The 18,021-nt window shown below is 70.7% G+C and carries 17 protein-coding genes; 9 read left to right on the forward strand and 8 right to left on the reverse strand.

What is annotated here, in order from left to right; translation table 11 throughout:
- The first annotated feature begins 33 nt into the window (after window positions 1-33).
- Entirely contained in the window at window positions 34-1,560 is a 1,527-nt protein-coding gene (locus tag ACOKR1_RS02725; RefSeq protein WP_422935241.1) for an alpha-amylase, read from the forward strand.
- A 179-nt stretch (window positions 1,561-1,739) separates the two neighbouring features.
- Window positions 1,740-2,375 carry a TrmH family RNA methyltransferase gene (locus ACOKR1_RS02730; protein WP_422935242.1) on the forward strand — a complete coding sequence of 212 codons (636 nt, stop codon included), beginning with the start codon at window positions 1,740-1,742 and terminating at the stop codon, window positions 2,373-2,375.
- An 81-nt stretch (window positions 2,376-2,456) separates the two neighbouring features.
- Here ACOKR1_RS02730 and ACOKR1_RS02735 read toward each other — a convergent pair whose 3' ends face one another.
- Window positions 2,457-3,743, reverse strand: coding sequence for an alpha-hydroxy-acid oxidizing protein (locus tag ACOKR1_RS02735; protein WP_422935243.1), 1,287 nt, complete (start codon window positions 3,741-3,743; stop codon window positions 2,457-2,459).
- 106 nt (window positions 3,744-3,849) lie between these two features.
- Between ACOKR1_RS02735 and ACOKR1_RS02740 the strand changes: the two genes are divergently transcribed.
- On the forward strand, window positions 3,850-4,401 hold the full coding sequence (locus ACOKR1_RS02740; protein WP_422935244.1) for an SRPBCC family protein: 552 nt from the start codon (window positions 3,850-3,852) through the stop codon (window positions 4,399-4,401).
- Window positions 4,402-4,590: 189 nt separating this feature from the next.
- On the opposite strand, the gene ACOKR1_RS02745 is transcribed toward ACOKR1_RS02740, so the two are convergent.
- Window positions 4,591-5,781, reverse strand: a complete 1,191-nt coding sequence (locus ACOKR1_RS02745; protein ID WP_422935245.1) for a TerC family protein — start codon at window positions 5,779-5,781, stop codon at window positions 4,591-4,593.
- A gap of 303 nt (window positions 5,782-6,084) precedes the next feature.
- On the opposite strand from ACOKR1_RS02745, the gene ACOKR1_RS02750 reads away from it, so the two are divergent.
- From ACOKR1_RS02750 to ACOKR1_RS02760, 3 genes are all read left to right on the forward strand, one after another.
- Window positions 6,085-8,067 (forward strand): S53 family peptidase, encoded by a 1,983-nt coding sequence (locus tag ACOKR1_RS02750; protein WP_422935246.1) that lies wholly within the window; start codon window positions 6,085-6,087, stop codon window positions 8,065-8,067.
- Between the two features lie 250 nt (window positions 8,068-8,317).
- Window positions 8,318-9,340, forward strand: a complete 1,023-nt coding sequence (fbaA, locus tag ACOKR1_RS02755; RefSeq protein ID WP_422935247.1) for a class II fructose-bisphosphate aldolase — start codon at window positions 8,318-8,320, stop codon at window positions 9,338-9,340.
- A gap of 150 nt (window positions 9,341-9,490) precedes the next feature.
- Window positions 9,491-9,919 (forward strand): DUF3151 domain-containing protein, encoded by a 429-nt coding sequence (locus tag ACOKR1_RS02760; RefSeq protein ID WP_422935248.1) that lies wholly within the window; start codon window positions 9,491-9,493, stop codon window positions 9,917-9,919.
- A gap of 13 nt (window positions 9,920-9,932) precedes the next feature.
- Here the strand turns inward: ACOKR1_RS02760 and ACOKR1_RS02765 are convergent, their stop codons facing one another.
- Together ACOKR1_RS02765 and ACOKR1_RS02770 are read right to left on the reverse strand one after the other, a co-directional pair.
- On the reverse strand, window positions 9,933-10,898 hold the full coding sequence (locus tag ACOKR1_RS02765; protein WP_422936644.1) for an IS481 family transposase: 966 nt from the start codon (window positions 10,896-10,898) through the stop codon (window positions 9,933-9,935).
- A 104-nt stretch (window positions 10,899-11,002) separates the two neighbouring features.
- Window positions 11,003-11,900 (reverse strand): IS5 family transposase gene (locus ACOKR1_RS02770; protein ID WP_422935249.1). Its coding sequence is split into 2 segments (ribosomal slippage): window positions 11,003-11,539 and window positions 11,541-11,900, totalling 897 coding nucleotides; the frame shifts between segments, so codons are not numbered across the junction.
- Between the two features lie 134 nt (window positions 11,901-12,034).
- On the opposite strand from ACOKR1_RS02770, the gene ACOKR1_RS02775 reads away from it, so the two are divergent.
- A complete protein-coding gene (locus ACOKR1_RS02775) occupies window positions 12,035-12,655 on the forward strand; it encodes a maltokinase N-terminal cap-like domain-containing protein (RefSeq protein WP_422935250.1) in 621 nt (206 codons plus the stop codon).
- Window positions 12,656-12,742: 87 nt separating this feature from the next.
- Here the strand turns inward: ACOKR1_RS02775 and ACOKR1_RS02780 are convergent, their stop codons facing one another.
- Window positions 12,743-14,059 (reverse strand): MFS transporter, encoded by a 1,317-nt coding sequence (locus ACOKR1_RS02780; protein ID WP_422935251.1) that lies wholly within the window; start codon window positions 14,057-14,059, stop codon window positions 12,743-12,745.
- Between the two features lie 49 nt (window positions 14,060-14,108).
- Here ACOKR1_RS02780 and ACOKR1_RS02785 point away from each other — a divergent pair, with 49 nt between their 5' ends.
- Complete coding sequence (locus tag ACOKR1_RS02785; protein ID WP_422935252.1) at window positions 14,109-14,900, forward strand: IclR family transcriptional regulator; 792 nt, start codon at window positions 14,109-14,111, stop codon at window positions 14,898-14,900.
- A 22-nt stretch (window positions 14,901-14,922) separates the two neighbouring features.
- Here the strand turns inward: ACOKR1_RS02785 and ACOKR1_RS02790 are convergent, their stop codons facing one another.
- Complete coding sequence (locus tag ACOKR1_RS02790) at window positions 14,923-15,645, reverse strand: FadR/GntR family transcriptional regulator (protein ID WP_422935253.1); 723 nt, start codon at window positions 15,643-15,645, stop codon at window positions 14,923-14,925.
- A 152-nt stretch (window positions 15,646-15,797) separates the two neighbouring features.
- Between ACOKR1_RS02790 and ACOKR1_RS02795 the strand changes: the two genes are divergently transcribed.
- Window positions 15,798-16,319, forward strand: coding sequence for a gluconokinase (locus tag ACOKR1_RS02795; protein WP_422935254.1), 522 nt, complete (start codon window positions 15,798-15,800; stop codon window positions 16,317-16,319).
- A 10-nt stretch (window positions 16,320-16,329) separates the two neighbouring features.
- On the opposite strand, the gene ACOKR1_RS02800 is transcribed toward ACOKR1_RS02795, so the two are convergent.
- The gene (locus ACOKR1_RS02800; RefSeq protein WP_422935255.1) at window positions 16,330-17,574 is read right to left on the reverse strand and encodes an NAD(P)/FAD-dependent oxidoreductase; all 1,245 of its coding nucleotides are present in this window, start codon (window positions 17,572-17,574) and stop codon (window positions 16,330-16,332) included.
- 18 nt (window positions 17,575-17,592) lie between these two features.
- Window positions 17,593-17,952 (reverse strand): non-heme iron oxygenase ferredoxin subunit, encoded by a 360-nt coding sequence (locus ACOKR1_RS02805; protein ID WP_422935256.1) that lies wholly within the window; start codon window positions 17,950-17,952, stop codon window positions 17,593-17,595.
- Between the last annotated feature and the right edge of the window lie 69 nt (window positions 17,953-18,021).

Consider the following 18,021-nt stretch of genomic DNA (forward strand, 5'->3'; position numbering starts at 1 on the left):
TGCCCCACGATCCGGATCGGATAGGTGCACTCCATGGTCTCTTTCACTCGCATCCCCGGGCGCAAGCTCGTGAGTCTCGCGGCCGCAGCCACGGCGGCTGCCATGTTCCTCGCGGCGCCGCCAGCGGGCGCTGATCCGGGCGGATCGCCCGGATCGCCTCCCCTGCATGCGGCCTCCAACCAGACGTCGCCGCAGCACTTCAAGGACGTCATCGCGAACCTGTTCGAATGGAACTGGAACTCGGTCGCGGCGGAATGCACCCAGATCCTCGGCCCCAACGGCTACGCGGGCGTGCAGGTCGCGCCGCCGCAGGACTCCCTCACCCGCGACGGCCACCCGTGGTGGGAGGTGTACCAGCCGGTCGACTACAACCTCACGAGCCGCATGGGCAATGAGGACCAGTTCAAGGCCATGGTGTCCACGTGCCGCAACGCCGGCGTCAAGGTCTACGTCGACGCGGTCATCAACCACACGACCGGACAGGGCAGCCTCTCCTACGGCGGCGTCTCCTTCAGCCACTACAGCTACCCCGACTACGGGTACGCGGACTTCCACCACTACCCCGCGGACTGCCCCGAACCCGACAACGGAATCCACGACTGGAACAGCTTCCAGGAGGTCACGCACTGCGAGCTCCTAGGCCTCGCGGACCTCCGGACGGAATCGGACAAGGTCCGCTCGACGCTCGCCGGTTACCTCAACAAGCTGCTCGGCTACGGCGTCTCCGGGTTCCGGGTGGACGCCGCGAAGCACATCGGGCAGACCGATCTCGCGGCGCTCGAGGGGCGCCTCCGCGACACCGTCGACGGCGACCGGCCGTACATGGCGCTCGAGGTCTTCCCCGGCAGCACCGGGCAGCTCGCCCCCGAGGCGTTCGAGGGCCAGGGCTCGCTGCTCGGGTTCGACGGCGCGTACCAGCTCAAGTCCGCGTTCACGGGGAACGTCGCGTCGCTCAAGAACTACGGCGCCGAGTCGGGCCTCCTGCCTTCCGACAAGGAGCTCGCGTTCGTCCAGAACCACGACACGGAGCGCAACGGCTCCACGCTGAGCTACAAGGACGGCGCCACGAACACGCTCGCGACCGAGTTCCTCCTGGCCCGCGGCTACGGCGTCGCGCAGGTGTATTCGGGCTTCAAGTTCACGGGCGGCGACGACTCCCCGCCCGCGAACGCCAACGGCTACGTGACGAACACCGACTGCAGTACCACGTGGGCCTGTCTGGACCGCGAGCCCGCGATCCTCCACATGGTCGGATGGCACAACGCCGCCGCGGGCTCCGACGTGGCCAACTGGTACGACGACGGCGCGAACCTCATCGCGTTCAGCCGTGGCAACAAGGCCTGGATCGCCATCAACAACGGCACGGCCGCCCACACGGTGGATGTCCAGACGGGCATGCCGCCGGGGACGTACTGCGACGTGATCAGCGGCCAGTCGCTCGGCGGCCCCGGGGGCGCGTGCACGGGCAAGACCGTCACGGTGGATCCGCACGGCTTCGCGGCCGTGACGGTGCCGGCGAAGGGTTCGCTCGCGTTCACGCTCGGCGACCGCACGCACTGACAGCCGCTCCGGCCTGAGGGCCGTCCCGCCCAGTACGCGTACTGGGCGGGACGGGGCCCCTGCGGGCACCGATCCGCGGAATTCAGAGGGTCTCGCCCGGCGGGCGCAGACGCTTGCGCGGGCCGAGGCGGTAATCCCGTACGCGTTGGAACGCCGATCGGCTCGAATAGGCTGGTCCGGTGACGGAAGAGCGCGAGCACGAGGTGGGCGTCGGCCCGTGGGAGGGCGTCTGGCCCGAGGGCGGGCAGTGGGATCCCGAGCTGCTCGAGCACGGAGACCGCCGCAACGTCCTGGACCGCTACCGTTATTGGCGGCACGAGGCAATCGTCGCTGAGCTCGACACCCGCCGCCACGAGTTCCACGTCGCGATCGAGAACTGGCAGCACGACCTCAACATCGGCACCGTGGTCCGCACCGCGAACGCGTTCCTCGCCCAGGAGGTGCACATCATCGGACGGCGTCGGTGGAACCGTCGCGGCGCGATGGTCACCGACCGCTACCAGCACATCCGCCACCACGCGACCGTCGAGGAGTTCGTCGCGTGGGCCGAGTCGGAGGAGCTCCCGATCCTCGGCGTCGACATCTTCCCCGACTCCGTGCCGCTCGAGACCTACGAGCTGCCTCGCCGCTGCGTCCTCGTCTTCGGCCAGGAGGGCCCCGGCCTGACCCCGGAGGTGCACGCCGCCGCCCGGGCCACGCTCTCGATCGAGCAGTTCGGCTCGACCCGCTCGATCAACGCCGCCTCCGCAGCGGCCATCGCGATGCACGCGTGGATCCGCCGGCACGTGTTCGGGCAGTCGCCCAGCGCCGGATGACCGGCGCCGGATGCTCAGCGCGAGCATTCGTCGTTCCGCGCTCACCCGGTCCCCGGCGTTGCCCGCGTCACAGTGTCCCCGTCACGGTGTCCGCGTCACAGCGTCCCGCGTGATCTCGCCGATCCGGTTCACCCCTGCCACCGCCATCGTGAGGTCGAATTCGGCTCGGAAGCCTTCGAAGACCTCGCGAGCGCCGGCCTCGCCCGCGAGCGCGAGCCCGTAGAGGTACGGCCGCCCGAGACACACTGCCGAGGCGCCGAGCGCGAGCGCCTTGAACGCGTCCGCGGCACACCGGACCCCGCTGTCGAACAGGACCGGCACCCGACCGGCCACCACCTCGACGATCCCGGGGAGCGCGTCGAGCGAGCCCACCGCTCCGTCGAGCTGGCGGCCGCCGTGGTTCGAGACGACGATCCCGTCCGCCCCGTGAGCGAGGGCCAGGCGCGCGTCGTCCGGGTGCTGGAGGCCCTTGACGAGGATCGGCAGGGCCGTCCGCTCGCGCAGCCACGCGAGGTTCTCCCAGGTGAGCGTGGTCCGGGAGAACACGTCGAGGAAGGTCTGGACGCTCGCCCGCGGGAGGGGAGAGGCGAGGTTCTCGCGGAAGCCGCCTGGATGCCGCCGGGCCATCTGCGCGAGCGCGCGCACCGCCTCGGGGGTGGGGCGCGCCGTCGTCCGCTGGATCGCGCCTGCGGCGAGCCGCTGCGCGACGATGTGCTGGAAGGCGGGGTCCGACGTGTACTGCGCGATGCCCATCCCGCGGGCGAACGGGAGGAAGGCGTTGTCGAGGTCGCCGGTGCGCCACGCGAGGACGAGGGTGTCGAGCGTAACCACGATCGCCGTGCAGCCGCTGTGCTCCGCGCGGCGCACGAAGCTCTCGACCACCGAGTCTTCGCTGCTCCAGTAGAGCTGGAACCATCGTTCGTGGTCGCCTAGCTCGCGCGCGATCTCCTCCATCGGGTATGAGGCCTGGGACGAGATGATCAAGGGCACCTTGGCGGCGCGGGCCGCGCGGGCGACGGCGAGGTCCCCGGCCGGGTGCGCGAGCTCGAGTACGCCGAGGGGCGCCGCGAGGAACGGCGAGGGGTGGCTGCGGCCGAACAGCTCGATCGAGGCGTCACGGTTCGAGACGTCTCGCAGGAAGCGCGGCACCATGGCCCATCGGCCGAACGCCGTCCGGTTGGCGGCCATCGTGGTGCCGAGGCCCGCGCCGGTCTGGACGTAGCCGCGCGCCTCGCGGCTCATCGCGGCGAGGGCGCGCCGCTCGAGCTCCGTGGGGTCGGTGGGAACGGCGGGCCGGTGGCCGAAGACCCCGTTCTGGTAGATGCGGGACTGGATTTCGCGCCCGAACGAGGGCCTCGCTGCGCTCACATCCGCGAGTCTAGAGGCCCGCTGCCGGAACGCGGCGTGCTCGGCCGGTCACAAGCCGGCGGCCCGAGCGTACCGTGGAGGCAGGGGAGGGCCGGATCGGAGCGACGTGCCGAGCACCGACTATTCGTTCGTGACGTGGTGGCGCGTCGCGGGAACCCGTGAGGAGGTCGTCTCGATCTTGCGCCGCGGCGAGGATCTCCCGCGGTGGTGGCCGGCCGTGTACCTGGACGTCACGATGCTCGACCCCGGCGACGCTCAGGGCCTCGGCAGCCGGGTGGACCTCTTCACGAAGGGCTGGCTCCCGTACACGCTCCGGTGGGCGTTCACCGTGACCGAGCCGATCACCCCCGACGGCATCGCGATCGCGGCCCACGGGGATCTCAACGGCACGGGTCGGTGGACCCTCACCCAGGACGGGCCCGAGACCGTGGTCCGCTACGACTGGAACGTGAGCGTCGGCAAGCCGCTCCTACGCCGGCTCAGCTGGCTGTTCAAGCCCGTGTTCGCCGCCAACCACCGGTGGGCGATGGCGCGCGGGCAGGAGAGCCTCGCCCTCGAGCTGCGGCGGCGCCGGGCGGCCGACGACGCTGCCCGGGCCGCCGTTCCGGCGCCGCCCGGGCCGACCTTCCGGCGGGGGACCGGAGGGCGGGCGGCGTAGCGGCTCCGGATTCCGACCGGGACTGACGGGCGACGGCGGCGTGTCGCCGAGGGCGGGCGGCGTAGCGGCTCCGGATTCCGACCGGGACTGACGGGCGACGGCGGCGTGTCGCCGGGGACGCGCCGTCGTCCGTTCATTTTCGCCCGCCAAAGCTGGTCGGAATCCGCGACTACGCAAGGCGACGGCGGATCAGCCTGCCGTGCGCAGGTACTCCTCGTGGCGCGCGTGGGCCTCGCGGACCTTGGCGCGGATCGCCTCGACGTCCTTCGCCTTGTCGCGGTACTTCTTGTCCATCGCGCGGATGGCCCGCTCCTCCTCGACGAGATTCCGGTAGACGCGCTCGCGCTCCCCGGCGTCCGCCGTGTACCCGAGGTCGAGGTAGCTCTCCGCGTGCCGGCGCGCATTGTTGATGGCCGTCTGGGCCTTGCCGGCCGGGCTCACGAGCGAGGCGACGATCGTCACGGCCAGAACGCCGATGATGACGCCGAGCGAGAGACCCGTGGTGACCTCGAAGACCTTCACGTGCTCGCCGCCGTTGATGAAGGGGAGCGTGTTCTCGTGCAGGGCGTGCAGCACGAGCTTCGCGCCGATGAACGCGAGGATCGCGGCGAGGCCGTAGGAGAGGTAGATGAGGCGGTCGAGGAGGCCGTCGAGGAGGAAGAACAGCTGCCGCAGGCCCATGAGGGAGAACGCCGTGGCCGTGAACACAATGTACGCATTCTGCGTGAGCCCGAAGATCGCGGGGATAGAGTCGAGCGCGAAGAGGACGTCCGTCCCCCCGATCGCGACCATGACGAGCAGCATGGGGGTGAGCACGCGCCGGCCGTTCTCGACCGTGAAGAGCCGGTCGCCGTCGTAGCGCTCCGACGTGCGCAGGAATTTCCGGGCGAGCCGCACTACGAAGTTCTCCGCCTCGCCGTCGTGGCTCCCGGGCTTGAGGAGCTGGCCGGCCGTCAGCAGGAGGATCGCGCCGAAGAGGTAGAAGATCCACGAGAACGCGTCGATGAGAGCTACGCCGAGGAAGATGAACACCGTGCGGGCGATGAGCGCGAACACGATGCCGAACAGGAGCACCTTCTGCTGATCCTCGCGGGGCACGCGGAAGCTCGCGAGGATCACGAGGAAGACGAAGAGATTGTCCACCGAGAGCGCCTTCTCGGTGATGAAGCCCGCGAAGTACTGGCCGCCCATCTCCGTCCCGCCAAGCAGGAGGACGACGACGCCGAACAGCACCGCCGCGCCCACGTACACCGAGGACCACAGCGCGGCCTCTTGCAGGGACGGCGCGTGGGCCTTGCGGATGTGGAAGAAGTAGTCGAACGCGAGGAGGGCCAGGATCACCACGATCGTGACGGTCCAGACAAGGGGGGAGACGGACATCGAAGTCCCTTTCGCAGGCAGGCGTAACCGCCGCAAGTCTTTCCATCTGCCCTTGCACAACCGGCAGACCGCTGCACCCGGCCAGGCTCCGGCGCCCGACGTGTTGACGTGTGCAGCGCTCGGGATACTCCCCTGCGCAAGGTCAAGCCTACCGGGCAGCTGCCCGGCCCTCCAATTCACAGCGGACTCTCAAATTCACAGGCAATTCCCAGCTTGCGGACACTACTGCAACAGTTCTTTCAGAACTAGGGTCGCTGCATCCGAGCCTTCTGAATCTCGTGTGACGGGGGAGAAGAAATCACCATGGTCTTTCATCGCAGTTCTCATCGGCTTTCCTTTCGGATCCTCGCGACCGCAGCCAGCGTCGCCTGTGTAGCAGGGCTCACGACGACGGCGGCCATGGCTTCGCCGCCCAGCCCACCGCCCTCCCACTCGAAGTCGTATCCCGGCTCGGTGCCCTCGTGGGCCGGCTCCCGGGCCAAGACGGGAATCCCGCTCACCAACACCACGGTCGAGGGCGAGATCTACCTCCAGCTCCCCGATGAGGCCGCAGCCCAGAGGTTCGCGACTGCGGTCTCGACCCCCGGCAGCCCCTCGTACGGCCACTACCTGAGCCCGGCGCAGTGGAAGGCGCAGTTTGCGCCGTCGCAGGCGGCCACCGACCAGCTCGTGGCGTGGGTCAAGGCCCAAGGCATGGTCGTGACCGGCGTCCCGGCCAGCGGGATGTATGTCGTGTTCCGCGGCACGGTCGCCCAGATCAACGCGGCGTTCCAAGTGGCCGAGCAGACCTATTCGTTCCAAAACTCCGACGTCATCGGGCCGGACCGGGCCCCCACGCTGCCGGGCGACATCGCGCCGCTCGTCTCCGGCGTGAGCATCGATCAAGGGCGGCTCCTGACACGCCCGGACAGCGTCCGGGAGGGCAGCGACGCCCAGCCGTCGGGCCAGGTCGCGCCGGTTCCCCTGTCCACGCCGTGCTCGGGCTACTGGGATGAGAAGGAGGTCGCAGTCCCGCCCACGCAGACCGGTGCGACGTCGGTCCCGACTGTTCTGTGCGGCTACACGCCGGCGCAGATGCAGGCCACGTACGGGATTGGGGACGGCACCACGGTCAACGCGACCGCGGGCTCGGGCCAGACCGTGGCGATCATCGACGCGTTCGCCTCTCCCACGATGTTCCAGGACGCCAACCAGTATTCGTCGCTGCACGGTCTTCCTGCCCTCACGTCGAGCACCTACAGCGAGAACCTTCCCTCCGTGTACTACGACCAGGCTCTCTGCGCCCAGCCGAGCGGCTGGCAGGGGGAGGAAGCGCTCGACGTCGAGGCCGTCCACTCGACGGCGCCCGGTGCCTCGATCCTGTATGCGGCCGGGTTCAACTGCGGCGGCGGCCTCGACATCGCGATGTCGAAGATCCTCGACGGCAAGCTCGCGACGATCGTGAGCAACAGCTACGGCAACGTCGGCGAGGCCGTCCCGGCGGATTCTCTCCGCGGCGAGCAGGACATCCACCTCCAGGCGGCGGCCGAGGGCATCGGCCTGTACTTCTCGAGCGGTGACAGCGGCGACGAGAAGGCCAACCTCGGCTACACGTCGCCCGACTTCCCTGCGAGCTCTCCGTTCGTGACGTCCGTGGGCGGCACGAGCCTGGCTCTCGGAGCGTCGAACAACTACCTGTTCGAAACCTCGTGGGGGACCACGCGCCAGCGGCTCGTCACCCAGCCGAACGGCTCCCTCGCCTACGGGGGCTCGCTTCCGGGGGTCTTCGTATACGGCGGCGGCGGCGGAACGAGCGCGGCCTTCGCCCAGCCCGCCTATCAGGCGGCGCTGGTCCCGGCGTCGCTCGCGAACGGCAAGCGCGTCTCCCCGGACGTTGCGGCGCTCGCGGATCCGTGGACGGGCTTCAGGATCGGCCTGAGCGCGATCACGAACGACCACTCGCTCAACACGGGCGCGTACGCCGAGGAGCGAATCGGCGGAACCTCGCTCGCCTGCCCGCTCACGGCGGGACTCATGGCGAGCGCCCAGGCGGCCACGGGCAAGCAGATCGGCTTCGCGAACCCGGCCGTGTACGCGGCGGCAGCTGCACCAGGTGCCGCGATGCGTGACGTCGCCTCGCCGTCGATGCCGGTCAACATGGCTCGCGCCTACCCGGCCACGGGCCAGACGTACGTCGCGACGCTCGGCCTCGACAGCTCGCTCGTCTCGACCCCCGGCTACGACGACACGACCGGCGTGGGCAGCATGACCGAGACGTTCGCGCAGCAGGTCGCGGCCCAACACTGATCACCGCGCCCACGGGCGCCAAGGCCTGCTCACCCAAGCTGGGGGAGCGGATGGAGGACGACGACGGCGGGAGGGGCGCCGTCGTCGTCCTTTCTTTGCGCTGGGCGTACTCAGGCGCCCGGGGTGAGGGCCGCCTCCACGTCATGTGGAGGCCCGCACGTGGCCGCCGCCGCGGCGATCGCTAGGATGTGAAGTGGCCAGCACGCCGCGCGCTGATTTCCGCCGCACGGACACGACTCGAGGAGCTTCTATGCCTATCGCCACCCCTGAGAAGTACGCCGAGATGATCGACTCCGCCAAGAACGGCGGATACGCGTTCCCGGCCGTCAACGTCACGTCGTCGCAGACGCTCAACGCGGCGATCCGCGGCTTTGCCGAGGCCGGCTCGGACGGCATCATCCAGGTCTCCACGGGCGGCGCCGCCTACTGGTCTGGGGCGTCCGTGAAGGACATGGTGGCCGGCTCGCTCGGCTTCGCGGCGTTCGCGCGCGAGGTCGCGAAGAACTACGACATCAACGTCGCGCTCCACACCGACCACTGCCCGAAGGACAAGCTCGACAGCTTCGTCCTCCCGCTCCTCGCCGCGTCCGAGGCCGAGGTCCAGGCGGGCCGCAACCCGTTCTTCAACTCGCACATGTGGGACGGCTCCGCAGAGACGCTCGAGGAGAACCTCCGGGTCGCGAAGGACCTCCTGGCCCGCACGTCCGCCGCGAAGATGATCCTCGAGGTCGAGATCGGCGCCGTGGGCGGCGAGGAGGACGGCGTGGAGAACGCCATCAACGAGAAGCTCTACTCGACCGTCGCCGACGGCCTCGCGACCGTCGAGGCGCTCGGTGCGGGTGAGAACGGCCGCTACATCACGGCCCTCACGTTCGGCAACGTGCACGGCGTCTACAAGCCCGGCAACGTCAAGCTCCGCCCCGAGATCCTCAAGGAGATCCAGGCCGAGGTCGGCGCGAAGCTCGGCAAGGACCGCCCGTTCGACCTCGTGTTCCACGGCGGATCGGGCTCGAGCGAGCAGGAGATCGCGGACGCCGTCTCCTACGGCGTCATCAAGATGAACATCGACACGGACACGCAGTACGCGTTCACGCGCCCCGTGGCCGGCCACATGTTCTCGAACTACGACGGCGTGCTCAAGGTCGACGGCGAGGTCGGCAACAAGAAGACCTACGACCCCCGCGTGTGGGGCGCCCTCGCGGAGAAGAGCATGGCAGCGCGCGTCGTCGAGGCTGCGCAGCAGCTCGGCTCCGAGGGCAGGTCGATCAAGTAACCGGTTGGGCCGAGGCGCCGCTTCGGCGGCGCCTCGGGAAGTCCCCTCCCCGAGGGGCGGGAAAGTCCCCTCCCGGAGGGGCGGGAAAGTCCCCTCCCGGAGGGGCGGGAAAGTCCCCTCCCGGAGGGGCAGAGAAAGTTGGAGCGCTCCGTGAGCGACGAATTCCGCACCAACCTCATGGGCCCCGAGCCCACGCGGCTTCCGGCCGAGAATGACGTCTACCGCGGCCTGGCTCTCGGCGAATCCGCGGAGGACCTCGTGGCCGAGCACCCTGAGTCCTCGCTCCTCTGGGCCATCCTGGCCGACGAGGCGTGGGCGCAGGGTCACACGGTCGAGTCCTATGCATATGCGCGCGTTGGCTATCACCGCGGGCTCGACGCGCTGCGCCGCAACGGCTGGCGCGGCGCGGGCCCGATCCCGTGGGAGCACGAGCCGAACCAGGGTTTCCTGCGCGCGCTCTACAACCTGGGGCGGGCCGCCTCCGCGATCGGCGAGGACGGCGAGCCCGAGCGGATCGACGCGTTCCTCGTGGGCTCCGACCCGGCCGCGAAGGCGGCTATCGAGGCGCTGGGCCACTAGGTGTACCCGGCCATCAGGATGGTTGCAGTCGGCTGATCGGGGGTTTGCCTCCGAGTGCGCTGTGGCTTCTGACAGTGTTGTAGTGCTCGATCCATGGTGCAAGTGCTGATTGGCGTTCGGTGTTGCTGGTGAAGGGGCGCCGGTAGGCCCATTCGGTGGCCAGGGTGCGGTTGAGGCGCTCGACTTTGCCGTTCTGCCAGGGGCAGTGGGGCTTGATGAACTTCTGCCTGGCTCCCAGTGCGGCGCAGACGGCCTTGAGGTCGTTGGAGTGGCGGTAGGCGAAGGCGTTGTCTGTCATGAGGCGTTCGATCCGGGTGATGCCCCTGGCCGCGAAATAGGCTGCGGCGCGCTCGAGGAACCCGGCGCAGGTGGTGCCCTTCTCGTCGGGGAGGATCTCGGAGTAGGCCAGCCTGGAGTGGTCATCGACCAGCGAGTGCACGTAGTCATAGCCGGTCCCTGCCCCGCGGCTGCGGTTTCCCTCGGCACGCCCCAGAGCCCTCCACCCGCCGCCGTCGGGAATCCGGCCCAGCTTCTTGACGTCCATGTGGACCAGCTCGCCGGGCCTCTGGCGCTCATAGCGGACGGCGGTGGACTTCGAGGAGCGGAGGGGATCGCCGGTCATCGGGTCGCACTCGCGCAGGTAGGGCACCCCGTGCCGGCGCAGGATCCGGGACACGGTCCGAGCAGGGACACCGACCTTCGGGCCGAGGACGTCGGGGCCCTCGCGGCGCTCGGCGCGTGCCGCGAGCACCCGCTGCTCGACCTCTGGCGCGGTCCGCGTGGGCATCGAGCGGGGCCGCGATGACCGGGTCTCCAGCCCGGCCTCGCCCTCGGCCTCGTACCGCAGGATCCAGGTCCTGACGCATTTGCGGGAGATCCCCATCGCCGCGGCGATATGGGCCTGCTTCCAGCCGGAGCGGTGGCGCTCGATGATCAGCATGCGGCCATGGACAGTCAGACGGGCGTTACGGTGGAACACGAGAACCTCCGGGTTGGAGTGGGCCTTAGACAAGCCACATCCCACTCGGAGGTTCTCCCTCGTTCAACCAGACTCGCCGCTACCAACGTCCTGGCCGGGTACAACTAGGGCGTGTCTCCTAACCTCTTGAGCCATAGCGTGATGGCGTGCAGGACCGCGGCTCCGCGGTAGACGACGGCTAGCTTGTCGTAGCGGGTGGCGAGGCCGCGCCATTGCTTGGCCTGATTGAAGGAGCGCTCGACGACGTTGCGCCCGCGGTAGTCGTCTCGGTCGAATCCCGGCGGCCGGCCACCCTTCGCCCCGCGGCGCTTGCGGTGCCCGATCTGGTCCGAGGGCTCGGGGATGACCGCGGCGATCCCCCGTGAGCGAAGGTGGGTCCGGATTGCGCGGGAGGAGTACGCCTTGTCCCCGCGCACTCGGTCCGGGCGGGTCCGAGGCCTGCCGCGGCCGGGCCGGGCGACGCGCAGATGGCCCATCAGGACTGGGAACATCGGCGCGTCGCCGGACTGGCCGGGGCCGACCAGGATCACCAGCGGCAGGCCGCGGCCGTCGACGAGGTGGTGGATCTTCGTGCTCAGCCCGCCGCGGGAGCGTCCGACGCCGTGGTCACCGGGCTCGGCAAACAGATTCCTGTAGTTCGACAGGTCCCCCCGCGCTCCGGGCAAGGTTCGTCGCGTGCTGGTGGGCGCGGTTGACCGTCGAGTCGACGCTGACCGCCCACTCGATCTTCCCGGCCCCGTCGGCTGCGCTGAGCAGTTCGGCGTGGATCCGGTCCCAGGTCCCGTCGGCGCTGAAGCGGCGGTGCCGCTTCCACGCCGTCTGCCACGGACCGAACTCGGCCGGGAGATCCCGCCACGGCGCCCCGGTCCGGTACCGCCAGACGATCGCCTCCACCACGCGGCGGTGGTCCCTGAACGGGCGCCCGCCCTTCGCCGAGGCCAGAGGCATCAGCGCTTCGATCCGGGCCCACGCCTCATCTGAAAGAACACTCGTCCGCGACACCCACCCAACCCTGCCAACTGAAACCCGCGATGGTTAGGAGACACGCCCTAGGCGCCGGGCCGAGACACATCGAGCACGACGACGGAGGGCGGCTTCCGCGGGGAAGCCGCCCTCCGCGCGGCTAGGATGATCGCGTGGCTGTGATCCATCGCGCGACCCTGGTCCCCAGCAAGCTCGAGCTCCTTGACCCGTGGCTGGCCCGCCAGCCGTGGGCAGGCGGCGGGGGAGAACTCGGCCGCGCGGGCAGTTATCGCTTCGACGATCCGGACGGCGAGGTCGGCATCGAAGGACTCCTCGTGGAGCGCGGGGGCACGGTCTTCCACCTCGTCCTGACGTATCGCGGTGCGCCGCTCGCGGGCGCCGAGCGGTGGCTCATCGGGACCATGGAGCACTCCGCTCTCGGGACCCGCTGGGCCTACGACGGCGTCGGCGACCCGGCCGCCGCGGCCGCCCTCCTGCGCGGCGCGACGGGCGATCAGGATCAGGCCGTGCTCGAGGTGCACGACGGCGATGCCGTGGTCGGCTTCCAGGAGCCCGATGTCCGGGTGAGCGCCTCAGGTGCGGCCGCGCCGTCGTCGTTCGCCGAGACGCCCGGCGAGTTGCCCGCTCTCCTGTCCGACGGCCCCGTGTGCGAGGTGACGTTCGGCGGCGCGACGCTGCGGGTGGCTCGCGTGCTCGGCGCCCAAGTGGGCGGCTCAGCCCGGCTCGTCGCGCGGTGGCGCGATGGGGAGGACGTCGTCGCGGCGCTCGCCTGAGTTGTCGGGGGCCCAGTTGCTGCCCAAAGCCGCTTCTCCGTGGGGAATCTACGCCGGAGAAGCGGCTTGGGGCCGGAGAAGCCGGACTCAGCCGACGACGGCGACGGCGCGGCGGCGGTGGGCCACCGTCACGGCGACGACGGCGCCCAGGAGCACCGCCGAGACGATCGCCGAACCGCCGAAGAGCAGGAAGTTCGCGACCGGCGGGATCGACTTGGTCGCGAGCATGAGGCCGGAGAGCTGCGGCGCGAGGACGGCGCCGATCCGGCCCACGCCGAGGGCCCAGCCGAGCGCGGTGCCGCGGAGCTCGTTCGGGTACCGGGCCGCGATCGCTGCGATGACGAGCGACTGGGTGCCGTGCGTCCCCACGCCCGCGATCACGAGCGCGCCGTAGACATACGCGCTGTTCCCAGCCGGAACCACGAGGAGCGAGATCAGCCCGGCGCCCGCGAGGACCGCCGCGACGACGGACGTCGGGACGGTGCCGAAACGGTCGCCGGCCCACGCCGTCACGATCGAGCCGGCCACGGCGCCGAGGTTGAGGGCGATTGTGAACGTGAGCGCGGGGCCGAGGTCGGCGCCCGAGTCGCGCATGATCTTGGGCAGCTGCGTGCCGAGCCCGTACCAGGCGAACAGCGTGAAGAGCGTCGACGCCGCGAACAGGATGCTGAGGCCGAGGAACGGGGCGCGGAAGAGGCCGCGGAAGCCGCCGCCCGCCGTCGTCCGCTCGCCCTGTGCCTGCTCGCCTGCCTCGGCAGGCGCCGAGCCCAGCGTTTCCGGCAGGAAGCGCCAGCCCAACGGGACGAGGACGACGAGCGCGACGAGGGCAAGCCAGAACATCGACTGCCAGCCGAACGCGGGGATCATGCCGAGCCCCAGAAGGGCGGCGGCTGTGCCGCCGAGCGGGACGCCGGACATCATGAGCGTGGCGATGGCAGCGCGCCGGCGGGCCGGGATGAGCTCGGCGGCGAGCGCGTTGGCGGACGGCACGAGGCCGCCGAGACCCAGCCCGGCCACGAGGCGGAGGGAGCCGAAGGCCACGGCACCCGGCGCGATGGCGCAGAGCGCGGTCGCGACGGAGAAGACGACGGCGCACACGAGGATCGCGCGCCGCCGGCCCCACGCGTCGGAGAGGCGGCCCGCGAGCACCGCGCCGATCATCATGCCGACGAACGCCATGGAGCCGATCGTGCCGGCGGACGCCGCGTTGAGGCCCCAGCCCGTGCCTTCGATGAGGTTGTTCTGCACGGTCCCGTACACGATGAGGTCGTAGCCGTCGAAAAGGACCATGCCCCAGCAGAGCGCGATGGCGATGATCGTACGACGGCGCGCGGGGCCCGACGCTGGGCCCGCACCGTGGGTGCGCGCGGCCTCATTGCCGCGGGCGGAAGTAGTGAGTGACATGCCATTCATGCTCTCGTGCGCCAGCTCACACTGGCATTAGGATTCTGCCATGCAGAAGTTTCAGATCGTGAAGAAGCCGGCGTATGCCATCGAGTCGGTGGACAACGCCCTGCAGCTCATCATGCTTCTCCAGGAGCGCGACGCCCTCAGGGTCAACGAGGCCGCCGACCGGCTCGGTGTCGCGCCCTCGACCGCCCACCGGCTCCTCGCGACGCTCGTCTACCGCGGATTCGCGCTCCAGGACGAGTCCCGCCGCTACACGGCCGGCCCGGCCCTCCGCGGGGCGACGCGGCAGGGGCGGCTCCAGGAGGTCGTCGCGGTGGCCCACCCGCACCTCGAGGAACTCGCCGCGGCCGTGGGTGAGACGGTGAACTTCGTGGGGCGCTTCGGCACGAGCGTGCGCTTCCTCGCGAGCGTCGAGTCGGCCCAGCTGCTGCGCGTGGGAGACCGGGCTGGGACGGTGCTTCCCGCGCGGCTCTCCTCGGGAGGCAAAGCGATCCTCGCGACGCTCGACGACGAGGCGCTGCACCAGCTCTACACAGGCCGCGCGGCGCAGCTCGCCGGGGACCAGCTCGGGGCGGAGGAGTTCCGCAAGCTCCAGGACGAGCTCGTTGGCGTCCGGTCCAGGGGCTACGCGCTCAACCTTGGCCGGACGGAGCCGGACATCGCCGCGATGGGCCGCGCGGTGGGGCAGGGGCGCGCGTGGCTCGCCCTCTCGATCAGCGCTCCGCGCTCGCGGTCCGAGGCACTCGAGCGGCCGGATACGATCGCGGCCCTCGTGTCGGCCTGCGACGCCACGGCCGCGGCCCTCGACGCCGAGAAGCTCAGCAGTCCCCACTAGATTCTGTTCTGCGGAATCTTGGCTAGCCGAGGTTGAGTGCCGCCCGGACCTCGTGGAGCACCTCGCGCATGGCCCCCTCGGCGGCTCCTGGATTCCCGTGCGCGATCGCCTCGGCCGCGCGCGCGTGGGCGTCGAGGGCCTCGTCCCGCGGGTGGAACGGCATGCGGCCCTGGCGCGTGCGGCCCGTGAGCGCCTCGGCGATCATGCCGTCGAGCGCCGCGAACATCTCGTTGCCGCTGCTGCGGACGATCAGCCGGTGGAACGCGATGTCCGTCGCAAGGAAGGACTCGAGGTCGCCCGCCTCGCCGAACGTGCGGAGCTCGGCGGCGAGTCCGGCGAGCGCGGCGCGCTGCGCTGACGTGGCCCGCCGGGCGGCGCCCGCCGCCGCGAGAGGCTCGACGGCGATGCGAAGCTCGGTGAGCGAGGAGTACTGCTCGTCCCGACGGGGCGAGGCGAGGCGCCAGCGCACGAGCTGTGGATCGTAGACGTTCCATCGCGACGGGTCCTGGACCACGATCCCGACCCGGCGCCTCGACTGGACCAGGTTCATCGTCTCGAGCGCGCGCATCGTGTCCCGCGCGACCGTGCGCGAGACGCCGAACTCGCGCTGGAGCTCGTCGAGCGTGAGGCGGTGCCCCGGCTCGAGCCGCCCCGAGGCGATGGCCTCGCCGAGCGCGTCGAGCATGCGTCGGTGGAGGCCGCCGTCGCCTGCCTCCGGCTGCCCCTGCATCGGTGCCTCAGCCATGGGCCGCCCGCCTTTCGCATCGTCTGGATCGGGGGGAGTCACGATCGTTAAAAGTATTACCTATGTCACTCATAAGTGATATCTTTGATCCGCGGCGAGTCCCGCTGCGCGTGCTTCTTCGGAAGCCAACGACGTCTTCTGCGGAGGTAGCCATGGAATCCTTGCACGTTGTGGTCATGGGTGTTGCCGGTGCCGGCAAGACCACCGTGGCTGCCGCGCTCGCCGAGAAGCTCGGGTGGACGATCGCGGAGGCGGACGAGTTCCACCCTCAGGCGAACATCGACAAGATGGTGAGCGGCGTCCCGCTCACCGACGACGACCGCTGGCCCTGGCTCCGCAGCATCCGCGACTGGATGTCCTCCCAGTCCCGCGCCGGGCACAGCACCGTGCTCACGTGCTCCGCGCTCAAGCGCAGCTACCGGCGCCTCCTCGCCGAGGCCGAAGGTCGCGTGATCTTCGCGCACCTCGACGGCACGCCGGAACTCCTCGCCGAGCGCATGTCCTCGCGTTCGGGGCACTTCATGCCGACCGGCCTCCTCCCGAGCCAGCTCTCGACGCTCGAGGCCCTCACAGCCGACGAGTACGCCACCGGCAGCCTGCGGCTCGACATCGCCGAGAGCCCCGAGAGCCTCGTCAACGCGATCACGGCGTCGCTGCACCTCTCCGGCGCCTGACGTTGCGGGGCTAGCGGGCGAGCCTTCTCGGGTCCACCGCGGGGTCCGCGAGGGCTTCCGGATCCGGTGTCAGGCCGCGGTCGATGATGCGGCGCGCGGCACGCACCATGAGCGGAAGGTCGACGGCGGCGCAGCCGAGGAGGTGCCCGCCGGCCGAGAGCAGGAACGCGGCCTGGGGGACGCGGCCGACGGCGCGCAGCACCGTGCGCGAGCCGGGCGCCTGCCGCGGGTCCAGCGTTCCGACGGCCTCGACGTGCACGCCGTGCCGGTCGGACCAGAACCACGGCGCCCCGAACTCCGGAGCCGGCTCGCCGAGCATCCCGGCGGCGGCCGCCTGCCCCGAGCGGACCGCGGCCTCCCAATGCTCGGACCGCCGCAGCAGGACACCGTCCGCGAGGCGGAGGCGCGAGGCGTCGCCCGCCGCGAACACGCTGGGGTTCGAGGTGACCCCGGACGGATCCACGATCACGCCGTCGTCGACCGCGAGACCGGCGGCTTCGGCGAGCCCCGTCTCCGGCACGATGCCGATCCCGGCGATTACGGCGTCGGCCGCCACGGTGGAGCCGTCGGCCAGCCGCAAGAGGTGGGCGGCGCCGTCGTCCGCTCTGCCACGAGCGATCTCGACGGGCACAGAAACAACCGTGCGCACGCCGCGCTCGCCGTGCATCGCGTGGAGCCGCCGCGCGATCGGCTCGCCGACCGCGGGGGCGAGCGGGGGCTCGACGGGGTCGATGAGCGTCACCTCGGCTCCGAACGCGACGGCGGCCGAGGCCACCTCCGCGCCGATGAGCCCCGCGCCGACGATCGCGATGCTCGCCCCCGGCGCCAAGGCCCGCCGCAGCGCGTCCGAGTCTGCGCGGCTGCGAAGCGTCAGCGCCGCCACGCCGCCGGGGATGCGCAGGCGCCGCGGGGCGCCGCCGACGGCGAGGAGGACTCGGTCCGCGGAAAGGAGGCGGCCGCCGTCGAGCTCGATCCCGCCCTCCGCCGGACGAAGGGCGACAGCGCGCGCGGGCAGCACCTCGACGTCGCGTTCCGCGTACCAGGACGCGGGCGCGAGGCGGATCTTCTCGGCGTCCTCCGTGCCGAGGAGGTAGCCCTTGCTGAGGGGCGGCCGGTCGTACGGGAGGCCCTCGGGGGAGAGCACGGTGAGGGCGCCGTCGTAGCCGCGGGCGCGCAACTCACTCAGCGCGCTGAAGCCCGCGACGCCACCGCCCACCACGACGATGCTGCGGGGGGCCTCGAGGACTGAGTTCATGGGTGCTGTTCGGCGGCCTTATTCGCCCACGCGGACGGCCTCGTCGGCGTCGACGCCCGGGTAGAGCACGACGCGGCCGCCCGCGACCTCGACCTTGTGCGTGCGTGCGTCCTGGGTGGCCGGGAGGCACAGGACCTTGCCGGAGCGGAGGCTGAAGCTCGAGGAATGCAGGGGGCACTCGACCGTCTCGCCCTCGATCCAGCCCTCGGCGAGCGAGGCCTCCTCGTGGGTGCACGTGTCGTCGAGCGCGTAGAAGCAGCCGGACTCCGCGTGGAAGACGGCGATCGGTTCGCCGAAGCCCGACTCCTCGGGTTCGACAACGCGCGCCGTGCCCTCCTCGATCTCGTCAGGGCTGCCGACGTCGATTGCCTCGCTCATGATGTCCACTCTAATCCGCTGGCCGCATCTGCGGCCCTCGCCCGCATCTCCGCGGGAAATTCTGCACGG

The organism is Sinomonas sp. P47F7, assembly GCF_049332655.1.
Lineage (GTDB): Bacteria > Actinomycetota > Actinomycetes > Actinomycetales > Micrococcaceae > Sinomonas.